This window comes from Salmonella sp. A1325, from assembly GCF_056991255.1.
The window spans coordinates 21,347-40,739 of record NZ_JAMLWO010000015.1; the positions used below are offsets into that span (position 1 = coordinate 21,347).

General features: G+C 53.8%; 17 protein-coding genes. 15 read left to right on the top strand and 2 right to left on the bottom strand.

Annotation, left to right across the window (positions count from 1 at the left end; all coding sequences use genetic code 11):
* Positions 1 to 5: 5 nt before the first annotated feature.
* The 8 genes from atpH (at position 6) to glmS (ending at position 9,492) form a co-directional block, all read left to right on the top strand.
* Positions 6 to 539, top strand: a complete 534-nt coding sequence (gene atpH, locus NAZ64_RS20885; RefSeq protein ID WP_001288957.1) for a F0F1 ATP synthase subunit delta — start codon at positions 6 to 8, stop codon at positions 537 to 539.
* A gap of 12 nt (positions 540 to 551) precedes the next feature.
* Positions 552 to 2,093: a F0F1 ATP synthase subunit alpha gene (gene atpA, locus NAZ64_RS20890; RefSeq protein WP_001176751.1), complete on the top strand. Its 1,542-nt coding sequence runs from the start codon at positions 552 to 554 to the stop codon at positions 2,091 to 2,093.
* 50 nt (positions 2,094 to 2,143) lie between these two features.
* On the top strand, positions 2,144 to 3,007 hold the full coding sequence (gene atpG, locus NAZ64_RS20895; RefSeq protein WP_000896506.1) for a F0F1 ATP synthase subunit gamma: 864 nt from the start codon (positions 2,144 to 2,146) through the stop codon (positions 3,005 to 3,007).
* Between the two features lie 26 nt (positions 3,008 to 3,033).
* A complete protein-coding gene (atpD, locus tag NAZ64_RS20900; RefSeq protein ID WP_000190499.1) occupies positions 3,034 to 4,416 on the top strand; it encodes a F0F1 ATP synthase subunit beta in 1,383 nt (460 codons plus the stop codon).
* A gap of 20 nt (positions 4,417 to 4,436) precedes the next feature.
* On the top strand, positions 4,437 to 4,856 hold the full coding sequence (locus tag NAZ64_RS20905) for a F0F1 ATP synthase subunit epsilon (RefSeq protein ID WP_001251971.1): 420 nt from the start codon (positions 4,437 to 4,439) through the stop codon (positions 4,854 to 4,856).
* A 229-nt stretch (positions 4,857 to 5,085) separates the two neighbouring features.
* Complete coding sequence (locus NAZ64_RS20910) at positions 5,086 to 5,784, top strand: Bax inhibitor-1/YccA family protein (protein WP_000009908.1); 699 nt, start codon at positions 5,086 to 5,088, stop codon at positions 5,782 to 5,784.
* 319 nt (positions 5,785 to 6,103) lie between these two features.
* Positions 6,104 to 7,474 carry a bifunctional UDP-N-acetylglucosamine diphosphorylase/glucosamine-1-phosphate N-acetyltransferase GlmU gene (gene glmU / locus NAZ64_RS20915; protein WP_079944695.1) on the top strand — a complete coding sequence of 457 codons (1,371 nt, stop codon included), beginning with the start codon at positions 6,104 to 6,106 and terminating at the stop codon, positions 7,472 to 7,474.
* A 188-nt stretch (positions 7,475 to 7,662) separates the two neighbouring features.
* Complete coding sequence (gene glmS, locus NAZ64_RS20920; protein WP_001631413.1) at positions 7,663 to 9,492, top strand: glutamine--fructose-6-phosphate transaminase (isomerizing); 1,830 nt, start codon at positions 7,663 to 7,665, stop codon at positions 9,490 to 9,492.
* A 149-nt stretch (positions 9,493 to 9,641) separates the two neighbouring features.
* Here glmS and NAZ64_RS20925 read toward each other — a convergent pair whose 3' ends face one another.
* Positions 9,642 to 11,399: an SgrR family transcriptional regulator gene (locus tag NAZ64_RS20925; RefSeq protein ID WP_000235493.1), complete on the bottom strand. Its 1,758-nt coding sequence runs from the start codon at positions 11,397 to 11,399 to the stop codon at positions 9,642 to 9,644.
* Between the two features lie 94 nt (positions 11,400 to 11,493).
* Here NAZ64_RS20925 and NAZ64_RS20930 point away from each other — a divergent pair, with 94 nt between their 5' ends.
* From NAZ64_RS20930 to phoU, 7 genes are all read left to right on the top strand, one after another.
* Positions 11,494 to 12,312 carry a shikimate 5-dehydrogenase gene (locus NAZ64_RS20930; protein WP_000166709.1) on the top strand — a complete coding sequence of 273 codons (819 nt, stop codon included), beginning with the start codon at positions 11,494 to 11,496 and terminating at the stop codon, positions 12,310 to 12,312.
* A 48-nt stretch (positions 12,313 to 12,360) separates the two neighbouring features.
* Positions 12,361 to 13,734, top strand: a complete 1,374-nt coding sequence (locus NAZ64_RS20935) for a fructose-specific PTS transporter subunit EIIC (RefSeq protein ID WP_483641026.1) — start codon at positions 12,361 to 12,363, stop codon at positions 13,732 to 13,734.
* 165 nt (positions 13,735 to 13,899) lie between these two features.
* The gene (pstS, locus tag NAZ64_RS20940; RefSeq protein WP_000867131.1) at positions 13,900 to 14,940 is read left to right on the top strand and encodes a phosphate ABC transporter substrate-binding protein PstS; all 1,041 of its coding nucleotides are present in this window, start codon (positions 13,900 to 13,902) and stop codon (positions 14,938 to 14,940) included.
* Between the two features lie 135 nt (positions 14,941 to 15,075).
* Entirely contained in the window at positions 15,076 to 16,035 is a 960-nt protein-coding gene (gene pstC, locus NAZ64_RS20945) for a phosphate ABC transporter permease PstC (RefSeq protein ID WP_000741630.1), read from the top strand.
* Positions 16,035 to 16,925 (top strand): phosphate ABC transporter permease PstA, encoded by an 891-nt coding sequence (gene pstA / locus NAZ64_RS20950; protein WP_000212197.1) that lies wholly within the window; start codon positions 16,035 to 16,037, stop codon positions 16,923 to 16,925. The genes pstC and pstA overlap by 1 nt, the downstream gene beginning before the upstream one ends.
* A gap of 86 nt (positions 16,926 to 17,011) precedes the next feature.
* Positions 17,012 to 17,785 (top strand): phosphate ABC transporter ATP-binding protein PstB, encoded by a 774-nt coding sequence (gene pstB / locus NAZ64_RS20955; RefSeq protein WP_000063118.1) that lies wholly within the window; start codon positions 17,012 to 17,014, stop codon positions 17,783 to 17,785.
* A gap of 14 nt (positions 17,786 to 17,799) precedes the next feature.
* Complete coding sequence (phoU, locus tag NAZ64_RS20960) at positions 17,800 to 18,525, top strand: phosphate signaling complex protein PhoU (RefSeq protein ID WP_000377800.1); 726 nt, start codon at positions 17,800 to 17,802, stop codon at positions 18,523 to 18,525.
* A gap of 94 nt (positions 18,526 to 18,619) precedes the next feature.
* Here the strand turns inward: phoU and yieH are convergent, their stop codons facing one another.
* On the bottom strand, positions 18,620 to 19,285 hold the full coding sequence (gene yieH, locus NAZ64_RS20965) for a 6-phosphogluconate phosphatase (RefSeq protein ID WP_079944697.1): 666 nt from the start codon (positions 19,283 to 19,285) through the stop codon (positions 18,620 to 18,622).
* Between the last annotated feature and the right edge of the window lie 108 nt (positions 19,286 to 19,393).

Genomic DNA, 19,393 nt, shown 5'->3' on the forward strand with positions numbered 1-19,393 from the left:
GGCTGATGTCTGAATTTGTTACGGTAGCTCGCCCCTACGCCAAAGCAGCTTTTGACTTTGCCGTTGAACACCAAAGTGTAGAGCGCTGGCAGGATATGCTGGCGTTTGCCGCCGAGGTAACCAAGAACGAACAAATGGCAGAGCTTCTCTCTGGCGCGCTGGCGCCGGAAACGCTCGCTGAGTCGTTTATCGCAGTCTGCGGTGAGCAGTTAGACGAAAACGGTCAGAACCTGATTCGGGTGATGGCTGAAAATAATCGTCTGAACGCGCTCCCGGATGTTCTGGAGCAGTTTATTCATCTGCGTGCCGCCAGTGAAGCTACCTCCGAGGTAGAAGTTACGTCGGCAACCGCATTGAGTGAAGAGCAGCTTTCGAAAATCAGCGCCGCGATGGAAAAACGTCTGTCACGCAAAGTGAAGCTGAATTGCAAAATCGATAAGTCTGTAATGGCAGGCGTTATCATCCGGGCGGGTGATATGGTCATTGATGGCAGCGTACGCGGCCGTCTTGAGCGCCTTGCAGACGTCTTGCAGTCTTAAGGGGACTGGAGCATGCAACTGAATTCCACCGAAATCAGCGAACTGATCAAGCAGCGCATTGCTCAGTTCAATGTGGTGAGCGAAGCTCACAACGAAGGTACTATTGTTTCTGTCAGTGACGGTGTTATCCGCATTCACGGCCTGGCCGATTGTATGCAGGGTGAAATGATCTCCCTGCCGGGTAACCGTTACGCTATCGCACTGAACCTGGAGCGCGACTCCGTGGGTGCGGTAGTCATGGGTCCATACGCTGACCTTGCCGAAGGCATGAAGGTTAAATGTACGGGTCGTATCCTGGAAGTTCCGGTTGGCCGCGGCCTGCTGGGACGTGTGGTAAACACCCTGGGTGCGCCAATCGACGGTAAAGGTCCGGTTGATAATGACGGCTTCTCTGCCGTTGAAGCGATTGCGCCGGGCGTTATCGATCGTCAGTCTGTCGATCAGCCGGTGCAGACCGGTTATAAAGCCGTTGACTCCATGATCCCAATCGGTCGTGGTCAGCGTGAACTGATCATCGGCGACCGTCAGACCGGTAAAACCGCGCTGGCTATCGACGCCATCATCAACCAGCGCGACTCCGGCATCAAATGTATCTATGTCGCTATCGGCCAGAAAGCGTCCACCATCTCTAACGTGGTGCGCAAACTGGAAGAACACGGCGCGCTGGCTAACACCATTGTTGTGGTGGCGACCGCGTCCGAATCCGCTGCGCTGCAATATCTGGCGCCGTATGCCGGTTGCGCAATGGGCGAATACTTCCGCGACCGCGGCGAAGATGCGCTGATCATTTACGATGACCTGTCTAAACAGGCTGTTGCTTACCGTCAGATCTCCCTGCTGCTCCGTCGTCCGCCAGGACGTGAAGCATTCCCGGGCGACGTATTCTACCTCCACTCTCGTCTGCTGGAGCGTGCTGCGCGTGTTAACGCCGACTACGTCGAAGCCTTCACCAAAGGTGAAGTGAAAGGGAAAACCGGCTCTCTGACCGCGCTGCCGATTATCGAAACGCAGGCAGGTGACGTTTCCGCGTTCGTTCCGACCAACGTAATTTCGATTACCGATGGTCAGATCTTCCTGGAATCTAACCTGTTTAACGCCGGTATTCGTCCTGCGGTTAACCCGGGTATCTCGGTATCCCGTGTAGGTGGCGCAGCCCAGACCAAGATCATGAAAAAACTGTCCGGTGGTATTCGTACCGCGCTGGCGCAGTATCGTGAACTGGCGGCGTTCTCTCAGTTTGCATCCGACCTTGACGATGCCACCCGTAAACAGCTTGACCACGGTCAGAAAGTGACCGAACTGCTGAAACAGAAACAGTATGCGCCGATGTCCGTCGCGCAGCAGTCTCTGGTTCTGTTCGCAGCAGAACGTGGTTATCTGGCGGATGTCGAACTGGCGAAAATCGGTAGCTTCGAAGCCGCACTGCTGGCTTACGTCGACCGTGATCACGCTCCGCTGATGCAAGAGATCAACCAGTCCGGTGGCTATAACGACGAAATCGAAGGCAAGCTGAAAGGCATCCTCGATTCCTTCAAAGCAACCCAGTCCTGGTAACGTCTGGCGGCTTGCCTTAGGGCAGGCCGTAAGGCATTGAGGAGAAGCTCATGGCCGGCGCAAAAGAGATACGTAGTAAGATCGCAAGCGTCCAGAACACGCAAAAGATCACTAAAGCGATGGAGATGGTCGCCGCTTCCAAAATGCGTAAATCGCAGGATCGCATGGCGGCCAGCCGTCCTTATGCAGAGACCATGCGCAAAGTGATTGGTCACCTTGCGAACGGTAATCTGGAATATAAGCACCCCTACCTGGAAGAGCGCGACGTTAAACGCGTGGGCTACCTGGTAGTGTCGACCGACCGTGGTTTGTGCGGTGGCTTGAACATTAACCTGTTCAAAAAGCTGCTGGCGGATATGAAGGCATGGTCTGATAAAGGCGTTCAGTGCGAACTCGCAATGATCGGCTCTAAGGGCGTGTCATTCTTTAATTCCGTAGGCGGCAACGTTGTCGCTCAGGTGACAGGTATGGGGGATAACCCTTCTCTGTCCGAACTGATCGGTCCGGTTAAAGTGATGTTGCAGGCCTACGACGAAGGCCGTCTGGACAAGCTTTACATTGTCAGCAACAAATTTATTAACACCATGTCTCAGGTGCCGACGATCACTCAACTGCTGCCGCTGCCGGCGTCAGAAGATGATGATCTGAAGCGTAAAGCCTGGGATTACCTGTATGAACCAGACCCGAAAGCGCTGCTGGATACTCTCCTGCGTCGTTATGTGGAGTCTCAGGTTTATCAGGGCGTGGTAGAAAACCTGGCCAGCGAGCAGGCCGCACGAATGGTGGCGATGAAAGCCGCAACCGATAATGGCGGCAGCCTGATTAAAGAGCTGCAGTTGGTATACAACAAAGCTCGTCAGGCCAGCATTACTCAGGAACTCACCGAGATCGTCTCGGGGGCCGCCGCGGTTTAACCAGGTTATTTCGTAGAGGATTTAAGATGGCTACTGGAAAGATTGTCCAGGTAATCGGCGCCGTGGTCGACGTCGAGTTCCCTCAGGATGCCGTACCACGCGTGTACGATGCTCTTGAGGTGCAGAATGGTAATGAGAAGCTGGTGCTGGAAGTTCAGCAGCAGCTTGGCGGCGGTATTGTGCGTACCATCGCGATGGGGTCTTCTGACGGTCTGCGTCGCGGTCTGGATGTAAAAGATCTCGAACACCCGATCGAAGTCCCGGTAGGTAAAGCCACGCTGGGTCGTATCATGAACGTCCTGGGCGAACCGGTCGACATGAAAGGCGAGATCGGCGAAGAAGAACGTTGGGCGATTCACCGCGCAGCGCCTTCCTACGAAGAGTTGTCAAACTCTCAGGAACTGCTGGAAACCGGTATCAAAGTTATCGACCTGATGTGTCCGTTCGCGAAGGGCGGTAAAGTCGGTCTGTTCGGTGGTGCGGGTGTAGGTAAAACCGTAAACATGATGGAGCTTATCCGTAACATCGCGATCGAGCACTCCGGTTACTCTGTGTTTGCGGGCGTAGGTGAACGTACTCGTGAGGGTAACGACTTCTACCACGAAATGACCGACTCCAACGTTATCGATAAAGTATCCCTGGTGTATGGCCAGATGAACGAGCCGCCGGGAAACCGTCTGCGCGTTGCACTGACCGGCCTGACCATGGCGGAGAAATTCCGTGACGAAGGTCGTGACGTACTGCTGTTCGTCGATAACATCTATCGTTACACCCTGGCCGGTACGGAAGTATCCGCACTGCTGGGCCGTATGCCTTCCGCAGTAGGTTATCAGCCGACTCTGGCGGAAGAGATGGGCGTTCTGCAGGAACGTATCACCTCCACCAAAACCGGTTCTATCACCTCCGTACAGGCGGTATACGTACCGGCGGATGACTTGACTGACCCGTCTCCAGCCACCACCTTTGCGCACTTAGATGCAACCGTGGTACTGAGCCGTCAGATCGCATCCCTGGGTATCTACCCGGCCGTTGACCCGCTGGACTCCACCAGCCGTCAGCTGGATCCGCTGGTTGTTGGTCAGGAACACTACGACACCGCGCGTGGCGTTCAGTCCATCCTGCAGCGTTATCAGGAACTGAAAGACATCATCGCCATCCTCGGTATGGATGAACTGTCTGAAGAAGATAAACTGGTGGTAGCACGCGCGCGTAAAATTCAGCGCTTCCTGTCCCAGCCGTTCTTCGTGGCGGAAGTATTTACCGGTTCTCCGGGCAAATACGTTTCCCTGAAAGACACCATCCGTGGCTTTAAAGGCATCATGGAAGGCGAATACGATCACCTGCCGGAGCAGGCGTTCTACATGGTCGGTTCCATCGACGAAGCCGTGGAAAAAGCCAAAAAACTTTAACGCCTTAATCGGAGGGTGATATGGCAATGACTTACCACCTGGATGTCGTCAGCGCGGAGCAACAAATGTTCTCCGGTCTGGTCGAGAAAATCCAGGTTACGGGTAGCGAAGGCGAACTGGGGATTTACCCGGGGCACGCGCCGCTGCTCACCGCCATTAAGCCTGGTATGATTCGCATCGTTAAGCAGCACGGTCATGAAGAGTTTATCTATCTGTCCGGCGGCATTCTGGAAGTGCAGCCTGGCAGCGTGACCGTTCTGGCGGATACCGCGATTCGCGGTCAGGATCTCGACGAAGCGCGAGCCCTGGAAGCGAAGCGTAAAGCCGAAGAGCACATTAAGAGCTCGCACGGTGACGTGGATTACGCTCAGGCGTCTGCGGAACTGGCCAAAGCGATCGCTAAACTGCGCGTTATCGAGTTGACCAAAAAAGCGATGTAACACCGGCTTGAAAGCATAAAACCAGTCTGATTGCGGACTGGTTTTTTTTTATCCTCTCAATTTTTATTCGATAAACTAGCAACGACAAAAACAAGCGGCTGAAGGCGACGCGTTTTCAGCGACAGCGCTGTTTTCATTAAATCCTTCTTTCTGTCATTGGCATCTGCACATTGTGCGAAGAAGGAAGGAATGGATGCGTTTTTATTGCATAAAATGAGGGATTATTACTATGTCATTTCAGCCATCCTTTGCGGGTCCACAACCCGACTCAAGGATTGATCGTACTACCTTTATTCGTCGCGCTTATCTTCATCTCGCCGTCGCCATCGTCGGTTTTATCGTATTGAGCGCGGCGTGGAGTTTTATAGGGGTCGGGGAGTATGCGCTTGATGTGCTGCTGGCTGGTGGAAGATATAGCTGGTTGGTTGTTCTCGGCGCTTTTATGCTGGTGGGAATGCTGGCGACCCGTCTGGCGGATAATGCGGGGACTAATCAAACGCAACTTATCGGGCTGGGGATTTATGTGTTGGCAGAATCCCTGATTTTTGCCCCCCTGTTAACGGTGGCGGCGTATATTAACCCGTCGAGCATTGGCGCGGCGGCAATAACGACCCTGTTGCTGGTTGGCGGTCTGACGTTTACCGCTTTTTCCATAAAAAAAGACTTTTCTTTTCTGCGCTCGTTTCTGACTATGGCTGGGTTCATTGCTTTTGGCGCGATTATTGCCAGCGTCATCTGCGGCTTCTCGCTGGGCGTCTGGTTTTCTGCGCTAATGGTACTGCTGTGCGCCGGGTTTATACTTTACGATACTTCTAACATTATTCACCATTACCCTACCGATCGCCCTGCTGGCGCGGCATTACATCTGTTTGCTTCTATCGCGACCATGTTCTGGTATATTTTGCGGATTTTTATGTCGCGTAATTAAGTAAAAAATACGCACAACGGAAAACCAGCGGCCTCTGTCGCTGGTTTTTGCTTTTCTGACTCCCCTGCGCTTTATTACGTTATCTTCTTTATTTATGGAGTAAAAAAACAGCAAAAACATCGGACTACGTTGCCAATACGCGGGTATTTTTACTTTTCAGGAGACAAGAGGCGCGGTAATGAACGAAAATGATTCATTAGCAGGCGGGGATTTTATCCCGGTGAGCGTTTTATCCTTCTTCCATTTTACGATGAAAAAAATGTAGTATTTTCAACGTGAAACAGTATAAATTCGTTCTCAAATTACAGTCAGGACGCGTATGTTAAATAGTGCTATGAGCGTAGTGATCCTTGCCGCAGGTAAAGGCACGCGCATGTATTCCGATATTCCTAAAGTGCTGCACACGCTGGCGGGTAAATCCATGGTGCAGCATGTCATTGATGCAGCTACTAAATTAGGGGCCGCACAGGTTCATCTGGTCTATGGCCACGGTGGCGAGTTGTTAAAACAGACCCTGAAAGATGACAAGCTGAACTGGGTGCTTCAGGCGGAACAGTTGGGAACAGGTCACGCAATGCAGCAGGCCGCGCCCTTCTTTAGCGACGATGAAGATATTTTAATGCTTTACGGCGACGTGCCGCTGATTTCGGTTGAAACCTTACAGCGCCTGCGCGATGCCAAACCGCAGGGTGGTATTGGGTTATTAACCGTGAAGCTGGACGATCCGAGCGGCTATGGCCGTATTACGCGTGAAAACGGTAAAGTGACCGGCATCGTTGAACATAAAGACGCCACTGATGAACAGCGTCAGATCCAGGAAATTAATACCGGTATTCTGATCGCCAACGGCGCGGACCTGAAACGCTGGTTGTCTAAGCTGACTAACAATAATGCGCAGGGTGAATATTACATCACAGATATCATTGCGCTGGCTTATCAGGAAGGACGGGAAATCGCCGCGGTGCATCCGGCTCGCATCAGCGAAACGGACGGCGTGAATAACCGTCTACAGCTTTCTCGTCTGGAGCGTATTTATCAGGCCGAACAGGCGGAGAAACTGCTGTTATCCGGCGTTATGTTGCGCGATCCGGCTCGTTTTGATCTGCGCGGTAATCTGGCTCACGGGCGTGATGTGGAAATTGACGCTAACGTTATCATCGAAGGTAACGTGACGCTCGGTCACCGCGTGAAGATCGGCGCGGGGTGCATTATTAAAAACAGCGTTATTGGCGATGACTGCGAAATTAGCCCATACAGCGTGGTGGAAGATGCGCATCTGGAAGCGGCCTGCACCATCGGTCCGTTTGCTCGCCTGCGTCCCGGCGCGGAGCTGTTAGCGGGCGCTCATGTCGGCAATTTCGTTGAAATGAAAAAAGCGCGTCTGGGTAAAGGTTCTAAAGCCGGTCATCTGACCTATCTGGGCGATGCGGAAATTGGCGACAACGTGAATATCGGCGCGGGGACCATCACCTGTAACTATGATGGCGCGAACAAATTCAAAACGGTTATTGGCGACGATGTGTTTGTCGGCTCCGATACCCAACTGGTGGCGCCGGTTACTGTTGGTAAAGGGGCTACCATCGCCGCAGGGACTACCGTCACTCGTAATGTAGCCGACAATGAACTGGTATTAAGCCGCGTGCCGCAGGTACATAAGCAAGGCTGGCAGCGTCCGGTGAAGAAAAAGTGATTTTGTAAGCCGGATAAGCGTCAGCGCCATCCGGCAGACCGGAGATGAGAGGATAAAATAATCCTCCGCTCCATGAGCAGTACTTATAAAAATAACCCCACTCTCTACAAGGCTCGGGGCGCCCGCAACGACGGGCATACAGGTCAGCGACAACGCATGGCGTAATGCCATAATCAGGAAATAAAACTATGTGTGGAATTGTTGGCGCTATCGCGCAGCGTGATGTAGCTGAAATCCTTCTCGAAGGTTTACGTCGTTTGGAATACCGCGGATATGACTCTGCCGGTCTGGCCGTTGTTGATGCAGAAGGTCATATGACCCGCCTGCGTCGCCTCGGTAAAGTCCAGATGCTGGCTCAGGCAGCGGAAGAACATCCTCTGCATGGCGGCACAGGTATTGCTCACACTCGCTGGGCGACGCACGGTGAACCTTCAGAAGCTAACGCGCATCCGCATGTTTCTGAACACATTGTGGTGGTGCATAACGGCATCATCGAAAACCATGAACCGCTGCGTGAAGCGTTAAAAGCGCGTGGCTATACCTTCGTTTCTGAAACCGACACCGAAGTGATTGCACACCTGGTAAACTGGGAACTGAAACAGGGGGGTACTCTGCGTGAGGCTGTTCTACGTGCTATCCCGCAACTGCGTGGTGCGTACGGTACAGTGATCATGGATACCCGTCACCCGGATACCCTACTGGCGGCACGTTCTGGTAGCCCGCTGGTGATTGGCCTGGGTATGGGCGAAAACTTTATCGCTTCTGACCAGCTGGCGCTGTTGCCAGTGACTCGTCGCTTTATCTTCCTTGAAGAGGGCGATATCGCTGAAATCACTCGCCGTTCGGTAAATATCTTCGATAACACCGGCGCGGAAGTAAAACGTCAGGATATCGAATCTAATCTGCAATATGACGCGGGCGATAAAGGTATTTACCGCCACTACATGCAGAAAGAAATCTACGAACAGCCGAACGCGATCAAAAACACCCTTACCGGGCGCATCAGCCACGGTGAGGTGGATTTAAGCGAGCTGGGACCGAACGCCGACGAACTGCTGTCGAAGGTTGAGCATATTCAGATCCTCGCCTGCGGTACGTCTTACAACTCCGGTATGGTTTCCCGTTACTGGTTTGAATCGCTGGCAGGTATTCCGTGCGACGTTGAAATCGCCTCTGAATTCCGCTATCGCAAATCTGCCGTGCGCCGTAACAGCCTGATGATTACCCTGTCACAGTCTGGCGAAACGGCAGATACCCTGGCTGGCCTGCGTCTGTCGAAAGAGCTGGGATATTTGGGCTCTCTGGCCATTTGTAACGTGCCGGGATCTTCGCTGGTGCGTGAATCCGATCTGGCGCTGATGACCAACGCGGGTACGGAAATTGGCGTAGCATCTACCAAAGCCTTTACCACCCAGTTAACCGTGTTGTTGATGCTGGTGGCTAAACTGGCGCGTCTGAAAGGTCTGGATGCGTCCATTGAGCATGATATCGTTCATGGCCTACAGGCGCTGCCGAGCCGTATTGAGCAGATGCTATCGCAGGACAAACGTATAGAAGCCCTGGCGGAAGATTTCTCTGACAAACACCATGCGCTGTTCCTGGGGCGTGGCGATCAATATCCGATTGCGCTCGAAGGCGCGCTGAAGCTGAAAGAGATCTCTTACATTCACGCGGAAGCTTACGCGGCAGGCGAGCTGAAACACGGGCCGTTGGCGCTGATTGACGCCGATATGCCGGTGATTGTGGTGGCGCCGAACAACGAACTGCTGGAGAAACTGAAATCCAATATCGAAGAAGTTCGCGCGCGTGGCGGTCAGTTGTACGTCTTCGCCGACCAGGATGCGGGTTTTGTGAGCAGTGACAACATGCACATCATCGAGATGCCGCATGTGGAAGAGGTCATTGCGCCTATCTTCTACACCGTTCCGCTGCAACTGCTGGCGTATCACGTGGCGCTGATTAAAGGCACCGACGTTGACCAGCCGCGTAACCTGGCGAAATCAGTGACGGTAGAGTAAGTCAAATGTAGTACCAGGCAGAAGGCCGTCGATAGACGGCCTTTTTTTGTGCGCCGTGACAGGTGCTGTTCTTTCTCTATGGTGGCTGAAGAGCGACTAAGAGGTGCTACGCCTGCCTGCGCTACGGGCACCCGGTCACATTCTCTTCTTTAAGGCCCGGGCTCAATCCAGGTGGATCGGAAATCAAACCACCCCAGGTTATTCAGGTGGATCCCCCTGGCCCGGTCGGGGCCTTTGAGTCGCATCCAGTGGTGAAAAAGCGGTTGTAGCCAGCCTGAACGGGTGGTTTCCCTGACCAGTTGTTCCGCGCTGATGGTTTCGGCATGCCACTGGGTTTCCCATTGGGCCAGCAGCGCATCATCCCCACCGCTGATGGCGTGGCGCAGTAAAGGGGAGCCCAGTAGCCATGTACCGACGTTCCACTCTTCGGGAATGGGGAAATTGACCGTCCCCAGCCAGAGATCCACATTGGCTTTGCCATTCGCCCAGTCATCATAATTCAGCTCAACGCCCTCAAGTAAAATGCCCTGCTGGCGCATGATCTCTTGCATGATATCCAGGAGCATTGGAAATTCAGGGTGCTGATCGTGATAGGCCAGACGCAGTTTTGCGTAGGGCGACGACGAGATAAAAGGTGAACAGGCCGGGCCCGCCTCAATAGTATGAAACCAGGAGGACAGCAGGCTGCCGCCCGGTACCCAGAAGGGGCGAATTGCCTCACTCAGATGCTGGAGTATGGCGTAAGGGCTGAGTGTTTCCCGTAGCCAGCGGCGATGTTCGGCGGTATGCCAGTGCGGGGAGCGGCTGTCGCATAATAAAAAATATCCTCCACGCTCAAGAAACATCTCGCGCAGGTTGTCAGAAGGTTTGCCTGATACCTGGCTAAGCCGTCCGGAAACGTAATCCTCATCGCTCAGGCTGGAGCTGAGCCAGGCTGCCGTGTCGTTATCCGACAGCGATTCCGCCAGGTTGTCTGTCTCCGTTAAATTCGGCCAGATAAAGACCTCCACTTCATCCAGCAGCCCGCGCAGACCGAAATAGTGGTCAAAGGCCTTCATTTGCAGATGAAAGCCATTGTTTTCCACCACCTCATAAGGGCCAGTCCCCACGGGATGTGCCGGGAAATCAGCGCGTTGTGTATGGTCAGGCGGTAGGATCATGGCATCAATATGGCTGAGCAGCAGCGGCAGTCGGTTATCCGGGTGCGCCAGCGTAATTTCAAGACTCAGCGGCCCGGTGGCCTGAATAGTCTGCAAGTGCGAGAACAACGGCAGCTTAGCGCTGCGGGTCAGTGAAGCGATAACCGCGTCGATCGTCAGCTCCTGACCATCATGCCAGAGGACGGCGGGGCGCAGATAAAAACGCCAGCGCAGTGGATCAATCTGCCGCCAGTGGTGGGCAAGATCGGCTTCGACTTCACCTTTTTCCTCATTTATGCGTGTCAGGCCGCTAAAAATCTGCCTGACCAGATGCTGTTCAGAGCGGCGCAACGGCGTGCCGGGGCACAGCGACGGCATTGTCCGGTAATAGGGGATGCACAGCCGCTGATAGTCTGCCCGCACGCTATAGCCCAGTTTTGAGCGCAGCAGTTGCGCCACCTGGTGCTTATTTTTACCCAGCAGTTGAATGGCCTGATCAACATGACCAGACTCCAGTAACTGCTCCGCCTTTTCGCTTAACAGCTGTTCTGGTTTATAGCGCAGGTGAAGCCGGGCGCGATGCCCACGTCCGGCCTGTGATTGCCAGATGAGCCACTTTGCCTCCTGCATCTGAAGCAACAGATTACGCATATGCCGCCGGGTGCAGAACAACACATCCGCCAGCTCCTGTAGCGTCACGCTAACGGGCTTGTCGCCATAGTGCTGGAGTAGCTTTAAGTATTTTTGTTCAGTGTGCCGGGTTGCCATAAAAGGTGAAATTTCCCGAACGGGAATGAGCAATTTTTAATATCCCCTTTTTAGCCGATGATTTTCTCTATCGCAACTTCTATGAGGATTCATCATGACAAAGCGCATTAATAAAGACACTCAGGTCTGCATGTCCCTGGCGGCACGCCCAAGTAACTTCGGTACACGCTTTCACAACTATCTGTACGAAGCGCTGGATCTCAATTATCTCTACAAAGCCTTTTCGCCGACCGATCTTACGCAGGCCATTAGCGGCGTGCGCGGTCTGGGGATCCGTGGGTGCGCGATCTCTATGCCGTTTAAAGAAGCCTGCATTCCGCTGGTGGATGAACTGGATGCTTCTGCTCAGGCCATTCACTCAGTTAATACCATTGTGAATACCAATGGCCATCTGAAGGCGTACAACACCGATTACATTGCAATAGCTCGCTTGCTGGCGAATTACAAGGTCTCTCCCGACCTGGTATTTGCTTTGCGTGGCAGCGGTGGTATGGCAAAGGCGGTGGCCTGCGCGCTGAAGGATGCGGGGTTTACCCGTGGTTATATTGTCGCGATTGATGAAGCGTCAGGTAAACAACTGGCCGAACTCTATGGCTATGAATGGCGCCCGGATACCGACGGTATTGAAGCCGATTTGTTAATTAACGCCACGCCTATCGGAATGGCTGGCGGTAATGATGCCGACAAACTCTCTTATTCCGAACAGGAAGTGGATAAGGCGAGCGTTATCTTTGATGTGGTGGCGCTACCGCCCGTCACGCCGCTGATCCGCTACGCCCGTGAACGCGGTAAAACCGTGATTACCGGTTCCGAAGTGTTTGCTATTCAGGCCGTGGAGCAATTTGTCCTTTATACCGGGATTCGCCCGGATGACGCGCTGTTCCAGAAAGCAGCGGCCTGGTCACGCCTGTAACATTTTTTCCCGCTTTTTCTTTAAATTAAAAGAACAGGGTACCCTACTATGACTAAAAAAATTGTTGCTGTGACGGCCTGTCCGACGGGCGTCGCCCATATCTTTATGGCTGCCGAAGCGCTGGAAATTGAAGCCCGCAAGCGTGGTGACTGGATCAAGGTTGAAACTCGCGGTTCCGTCGGGGCGAAGAACACGCTGACCGCGGAAGAGATAGCGCAAGCGGATGTGGTGATTATCGCGGCGGATATTGAGCTGGATCTGTCAGGCTTTGTTGGCAAAAGACTCTATCGCACCAGTACCGGCGCGGCGCTAAAAAAGAGTGCGCAGGAAATGGATAATGCTTTCAATAGCGCCGAGGTCTATCAGGGGAGTGCCGGGCGCTCTTCTTCAGCTGGTAAAACAGAGCTACCCGGCGTTTATAAGCATTTAATGACCGGCGTATCCCATATGCTTCCTTTGGTGGTGGCGGGAGGGTTATGTATCGCGCTCTCTTTTGTCTTCGGTATCCAGGCCTTCAATGAGCCGGGCACGCTGGCGGCTGCGTTATTTCAAATCGGTGGTAAGGCGGCCTTTGCGCTGATGGTGCCGGTACTGGCTGGGTTTATTGCCTTCTCAATTGCCGATCGTCCGGGTCTGGCCCCGGGGCTTATTGGCGGGATGTTGGCCAGCCTGTGCGGTGCTGGTTTCCTGGGAGGGATTGTGGCCGGTTTTCTGGCCGGTTACAGCGTACGGTTTCTGGCGCAAAATATTAAGCTGCCAGCGTCAATGGAAGCGCTTAAGCCTGTGCTGGTTCTGCCGCTACTGTCTACGCTGATTACCGGCCTAATCATGATTTACGTGGTGGGTGGCCCCGTTTCTGCGGTGATGGAAGGGCTGACGACGTTCCTGGGGAATATGACCTCTACGAATGCTATCTTGCTGGGAATGTTGCTGGGCGCAATGCAAGGTTTTGACCTTGGTGGGCCGGTGAATAAAGCTGCGTATACCTTCGGCGTCGGTTTACTGGCTTCTCATTCTTATATGCCAATGGCGGCCATTATGGCGGCAGGGATGGTACCGGCATTAGGAATGGGCGTCGCAACCTGGGCGGCCAGAGCGAAATTCAATGCCGCTGAGCATGAAGCGGGTAATGCATCTTTTATCCTGGGGCTGTGCTTTATCTCTGAAGGGGCGATTCCCTTCGCCGCGCGTGACCCGATGCGCGTCATCCCTTCCACGATGGTCGGTGGCGCAATCGCCGGGGGACTGTCCATGTATTTCGGTTGTACACTGATGGCGCCACACGGCGGCCTCTTTGTCCTGGCGATCCCGCATGCGGTGGAACATGTGATGCAGTACCTGCTCTCGATTGCCCTGGGCACGATTGTCTGCGGCCTGATGTACGCGCTGTTGAAACCGTCTGTGGTTGCGCAAACAGTTTAATTCATCTCCCCCTGCAGGCTGGTCTGGTGTCTCCCCGGGCCAGCTTTTTTATTTCCATTGTCATCAAACCGTCATAATCAAGACATATAACTGTCATCAATTTGTCCTATTTTGCTCATCGTAGCAACTCAAACAACGATTTACCGAAACCGTGCAGGAGACATTATGAAAGTTATGCGTACCACTGTCGCAACTGTTGTCGCCGCGACCTTATCGATGAGCGCGTTCTCTGCCTTTGCAGCAGCAAGCCTGACAGGTGCCGGTGCAACGTTTCCTGCGCCGGTGTATGCCAAATGGGCGGATACCTACCAGAAAGAAACCGGTAACAAAGTCAATTACCAGGGGATAGGCTCTTCCGGCGGCGTGAAACAAATCACCGCGAATACCGTTGATTTCGGCGCTTCCGATGCGCCGCTGTCTGACGAAAAACTGAATCAGGAAGGCCTGTTCCAGTTCCCGACGGTGATCGGCGGCGTGGTGCTGGCGGTGAATATTCCAGGCCTCAAATCCGGCGAACTGGTGCTGGATGGTAAAACGCTGGGTGACATCTACCTCGGTAAAATCAAGAAGTGGGATGATGAAGCCATCACCAAACTGAACCCAGGCGTGAAGCTGCCTTCTCAGAACATCGCTGTGGTGCGTCGCGCTGACGGTTCCGGTACTTCCTTCGTGTTCACCAGTTACCTGGCGAAAGTCAACGACGAGTGGAAATCGAAAGTGGGCGCGGGTTCTACCGTGAACTGGCCAACCGGCCTGGGCGGTAAAGGTAACGACGGCATCGCGGCATTTGTACAGCGTCTGCCAGGCGCTATCGGCTACGTTGAGTATGCGTATGCCAAGCAGAACAACCTGGCCTACACCAAACTGGTTTCTGCCGACGGCAAACCGGTAAGCCCGACGGAAGAGAGCTTCTCTAATGCGGCGAAAGGCGCAGACTGGAGCAAAACCTTCGCGCAGGATCTGACCAACCAGAAAGGTGACGATGTGTGGCCAATCACCTCCACCACGTTTATCCTGGTCCACAAAGCGCAGAAGAAACCTGAGCAGGGTGCTGAAGTGCTGAAGTTCTTCGACTGGGCCTACAAAAATGGCGCTAAGCAGGCGAATGATCTGGACTACGCCAGCCTGCCGGATAACGTTGTTGAGCAGGTTCGTACCGCCTGGAAGACCAGTATAAAAGACAGCAACGGTAAGGCGCTGTATTAATTAACGAATTGGCGGATGGCGCTACGCTTATCCGCCCTACGGTTTCGACCGCAGGCCCACGTTGTAGGCCGGATAAGCGTAGCGCCATCCGGCAGGGGCAACGTCGTAAAACGCGTTTAATGGAAAGAGTAATTTATGGCTGCAACCAAGCCTGCTTTTAACCCGCCGGGTAAAAAAGGCGACATGATTTTCAGCGCGCTGGTAAAACTGGCTGCGCTGATTGTGCTATTGATGTTGGGCGGTATTATCGTCTCATTGATCATCTCCTCCTGGCCAAGTATCCAGAAATTTGGTTTCTCATTTCTTTGGACTAAGGAATGGGACGCGCCAAACGATATCTACGGCGCACTGGTGCCTATTTACGGCACGCTGGTGACCTCCTTTATCGCACTGCTGATCGCCGTTCCGGTCAGTTTCGGCATTGCCCTGTTTTTAACCGAGCTGGCGCCAGGCTGGCTAAAGCGTCCGCTCGGCATCGCCATTGAGCTGCTGGCGGCAATTCCCAGTATCGTGTACGGCATGTGGGGGCTGTTTATCTTCGCGCCGCTGTTTGCGACGTACTTCCAGGAGCCGGTCGGCAATATTCTTTCCAACATTCCGTTTGTCGGCGCGCTGTTCTCCGGCCCGGCATTTGGTATCGGCATTCTGGCGGCGGGCGTCATCCTCGCCATCATGATCATCCCCTACATTGCGGCGGTTATGCGCGACGTCTTCGAGCAAACGCCGGTAATGATGAAAGAGTCCGCTTACGGTATCGGCTGCACTACCTGGGAAGTTATCTGGCGCATCGTGCTACCGTTCACCAAAAATGGCGTGATCGGCGGCATTATGCTGGGGCTGGGCCGTGCTCTGGGTGAAACGATGGCGGTCACTTTTATCATCGGCAATACCTACCAGCTCGACAGCGCGTCGCTGTATATGCCGGGCAACAGCATCACTTCCGCGCTGGCGAACGAATTCGCTGAGGCGGAATCGGGTCTGCACGTGGCAGCGTTGATGGAACTGGGGCTGATCCTGTTTGTGATCACCTTTATCGTCCTGGCGGCGTCTAAGTTCATGATTATGCGTCTGGCGAAGAACGAGGGAGCACGTTAATGGCTACGCTTGATATGCAGAACACCGCGCAGCTCGCGGAATCCCGTCGCAAGATGCAGGCGCGTCGCCGCATGAAGAACCGTATCGCACTAACGCTCTCAATGGCGACGATGGCATTTGGCCTGTTCTGGCTGATCTGGATTTTGATGTCCACCATCACGCGTGGTATCGACGGGATGTCGCTGGCGCTGTTTACCGAAATGACGCCGCCGCCGAACACGGCGGGCGGCGGGCTGGCGAACGCCCTGGCGGGGAGTGGATTGTTGATTCTCTGGGCTACCGTATTGGGTACGCCGCTGGGGATTATGGCCGGGATCTATCTGGCGGAATATGGCCGTAAATCCTGGCTGGCGGAAATCATTCGCTTTATTAACGACATTCTGCTTTCCGCGCCGTCAATTGTTGTGGGGCTGTTTGTTTACACCATCGTGGTGGCGCAGATGCAGCACTTCTCCGGTTGGGCAGGGGTGATTGCGCTGGCGCTGTTGCAGGTACCGATCGTTATCCGTACCACTGAAAACATGCTCAAATTGGTGCCGGATAGCCTGCGTGAAGCCGCTTATGCGCTGGGTACGCCGAAGTGGAAGATGATTTCCGCGATTACGCTGAAAGCCTCTATCTCCGGCATTATGACCGGTATTCTGCTGGCAATTGCCCGTATCGCCGGGGAAACGGCGCCATTGTTGTTTACCGCGCTCTCGAACCAGTTCTGGAGCACCGACATGATGCAGCCTATCGCCAACCTGCCGGTGACCATCTTTAAATTCGCGATGAGCCCGTTTGCCGAATGGCAACAATTAGCCTGGGCGGGTGTGCTGATTATTACCCTGTGCGTACTGCTGCTGAATATTCTGGCGCGTGTTGTTTTCGCGAAGAAAAAACACGGTTAAAGACATTGTAGGCCTGATAAGCGTAGCGCCATCAGGCATTATTTTACGGCGTGGCGGATGCGGCGCTGGATGAGGAAAAGAGTGAAATGAGTATGGTTGAAACTGCCCCGAGTAAGATTCAGGTTCGTGATTTGAACTTCTACTACGGCAAATTCCATGCCCTGAAGAACATTAATCTGGATATCGCGAAGAATCAGGTAACGGCATTTATCGGGCCATCCGGCTGCGGTAAATCAACGCTACTGCGTACCTTCAATAAAATGTATTCGCTTTATCCGGAGCAGCGCGCGGAAGGTGAAATTCTGCTGGATGGCGACAATATTCTCACCAACACCCAGGATATCGCGCTACTGCGCGCAAAAGTGGGTATGGTATTCCAGAAGCCGACGCCGTTCCCGATGTCCATCTATGACAATATCGCCTTTGGCGTGCGTCTGTTTGAGAAGCTGTCTCGCGCCGATATGGACGAGCGCGTGCAGTGGGCGTTGACCAAAGCCGCATTATGGAACGAAACCAAAGATAAATTGCACCAGAGCGGGTACTCTCTCTCCGGTGGTCAGCAGCAGCGCCTGTGCATTGCGCGCGGTATCGCCATTCGCCCGGAAGTGCTGCTGTTGGATGAGCCATGCTCAGCTCTGGACCCGATCTCTACCGGGCGTATTGAAGAGCTGATCACCGAGCTGAAACAGGATTACACCGTGGTGATCGTGACCCACAACATGCAGCAGGCGGCACGTTGCTCCGATCATACGGCGTTTATGTACCTGGGCGAGTTGATTGAGTTCAGCAACACGGACGATCTGTTCACCAAGCCCGCGAAGAAACAAACAGAAGACTATATCACCGGTCGTTACGGTTAATTCAGGAGTGCGTAATGGACAGTCTGAACCTTAATAAACATATTTCCGGCCAGTTCAACGCCGAACTGGAAAGCATCCGCACTCAGGTAATGACCATGGGCGGCATGGTGGAGCAACAGCTTTCTGACGCTATCACCGCCATGCACAACCAGGACAGCGAGCTGGCGAAGCGCGTGGTAGAAGGCGATCATCAGGTTAATATGATGGAAGTCGCCATCGATGAAGCCTGCGTGCGTATTATCGCCAAGCGCCAGCCGACGGCGAGCGATCTGCGTCTGGTAATGGCGATTATCAAAACCATCGCCGAACTGGAGCGCATTGGCGACGTGGCGGATAAAATCTGCCGTACCGCGCTGGAGAAATTCTCCCAGCAGCACCAGCCGCTGCTGGTCAGTCTGGAGTCACTGGGCCGCCACACCGTGCAGATGCTGCACGACGTGCTGGATGCGTTCGCGCGCATGGATCTCGACGAAGCGGTGCGTATCTACCGTGAAGACAAGAAAGTTGACCAGGAGTACGAAGGCATCGTGCGTCAGCTGATGACCTACATGATGGAAGACTCGCGCACGATTCCCAGCGTGCTGACCGCGTTATTCTGCGCGCGCTCTATCGAGCGTATCGGTGACCGTTGCCAGAATATCTGCGAATACATCTTCTACTTCGTGAAGGGGCAAGACTTCCGTCACGTCGGCGGCGATGAGCTGGATAAGCTGCTGGCGGGGAAAGATCCGAAAGAGTAAATCTCATTCTTTTGCCCGGTGGCGCTGCGCTTACCGGGCCTACAGGTACAGATGCTGTAGGCCGGATAAGCGTTAGCGCCATCCGGCATTTCAGTTAACGCGTAATCTCCCACCCGCGCGCTTTCCACAATCCCGGCAACTGCGCCAAATCGGTAAACGTCGTCACGTTAGGGTGATCGATCGGCTTGTTATGCGGATCGGCGCAGAAATAAAACACTTCCATTCCCGCTGCAATTCCTGACTGCGCGCCCGCGCTGGAATCATCCACCAGAATACACCTCTCAACATTGACCTTCATGGCGTTCGCCGCATGGAGCATCAGCGCCGGATCGGGCTTCCAGCGTTGAATATCGTAACCGCTAAACAGCAAATCGGGAAAATAATGCAACATGCCCAGTTTACCCAGCGAATGCTGCATCTTACTGACCGGTCCGTTGGATACCACGCACATGGGCGTCTTAATGCTCTCCAGCAGGGTATTTGCGCCCGCGATCGCTTCCAGTTCGGTATCGAACAGGCGCGCCACTTCCGCGCGATACACCGGCTCCAGCTCCGCCTTTGCCAGCGCAACGCCATGCTCTTTACTGATGGTATCGATAATTTCGTAGAGCTTTACGCCTTTAAAGCGTCTGAATACTTCCGTGAGCTCAAGCGTAATGCCGAACTGCCGGAACATAGTGACATAGGCGCGCGAGCAAATTACTTCACTGTCGACCAGCGTGCCGTCACAGTCAAAAAACACCGCTTCGATTTGGGACATGTCATTTCCATTTTAACAAGTTTAACGTTTACGTAATGCTGAATGAGGGGACGCAATCGTTGCCGTACTAACAAATTGAGTGAAAAAAATTACCACACAACTGCGCCA

Excerpts from the sequence above, each read along its gene's own strand:
- atpH (WP_001288957.1), top strand. The coding sequence starts at position 6 with ATGTCTGAATTTGTTACGGTAGCTCGCCCCTACGCCAAAGCAGCTTTT.
- atpA (WP_001176751.1), top strand. The coding sequence starts at position 552 with ATGCAACTGAATTCCACCGAAATCAGCGAACTGATCAAGCAGCGCATT.
- atpG (WP_000896506.1), top strand. The coding sequence starts at position 2,144 with ATGGCCGGCGCAAAAGAGATACGTAGTAAGATCGCAAGCGTCCAGAAC.
- atpD (WP_000190499.1), top strand. The coding sequence starts at position 3,034 with ATGGCTACTGGAAAGATTGTCCAGGTAATCGGCGCCGTGGTCGACGTC.
- NAZ64_RS20905 (WP_001251971.1), top strand. The coding sequence starts at position 4,437 with ATGGCAATGACTTACCACCTGGATGTCGTCAGCGCGGAGCAACAAATG.
- NAZ64_RS20910 (WP_000009908.1), top strand. The coding sequence starts at position 5,086 with ATGTCATTTCAGCCATCCTTTGCGGGTCCACAACCCGACTCAAGGATT.
- glmU (WP_079944695.1), top strand. The coding sequence starts at position 6,104 with ATGTTAAATAGTGCTATGAGCGTAGTGATCCTTGCCGCAGGTAAAGGC.
- glmS (WP_001631413.1), top strand. The coding sequence starts at position 7,663 with ATGTGTGGAATTGTTGGCGCTATCGCGCAGCGTGATGTAGCTGAAATC.
- NAZ64_RS20925 (WP_000235493.1), bottom strand. The coding sequence starts at position 11,399 with ATGGCAACCCGGCACACTGAACAAAAATACTTAAAGCTACTCCAGCAC.
- NAZ64_RS20930 (WP_000166709.1), top strand. The coding sequence starts at position 11,494 with ATGACAAAGCGCATTAATAAAGACACTCAGGTCTGCATGTCCCTGGCG.
- NAZ64_RS20935 (WP_483641026.1), top strand. The coding sequence starts at position 12,361 with ATGACTAAAAAAATTGTTGCTGTGACGGCCTGTCCGACGGGCGTCGCC.
- pstS (WP_000867131.1), top strand. The coding sequence starts at position 13,900 with ATGAAAGTTATGCGTACCACTGTCGCAACTGTTGTCGCCGCGACCTTA.
- pstC (WP_000741630.1), top strand. The coding sequence starts at position 15,076 with ATGGCTGCAACCAAGCCTGCTTTTAACCCGCCGGGTAAAAAAGGCGAC.
- pstA (WP_000212197.1), top strand. The coding sequence starts at position 16,035 with ATGGCTACGCTTGATATGCAGAACACCGCGCAGCTCGCGGAATCCCGT.
- pstB (WP_000063118.1), top strand. The coding sequence starts at position 17,012 with ATGAGTATGGTTGAAACTGCCCCGAGTAAGATTCAGGTTCGTGATTTG.
- phoU (WP_000377800.1), top strand. The coding sequence starts at position 17,800 with ATGGACAGTCTGAACCTTAATAAACATATTTCCGGCCAGTTCAACGCC.
- yieH (WP_079944697.1), bottom strand. The coding sequence starts at position 19,285 with ATGTCCCAAATCGAAGCGGTGTTTTTTGACTGTGACGGCACGCTGGTC.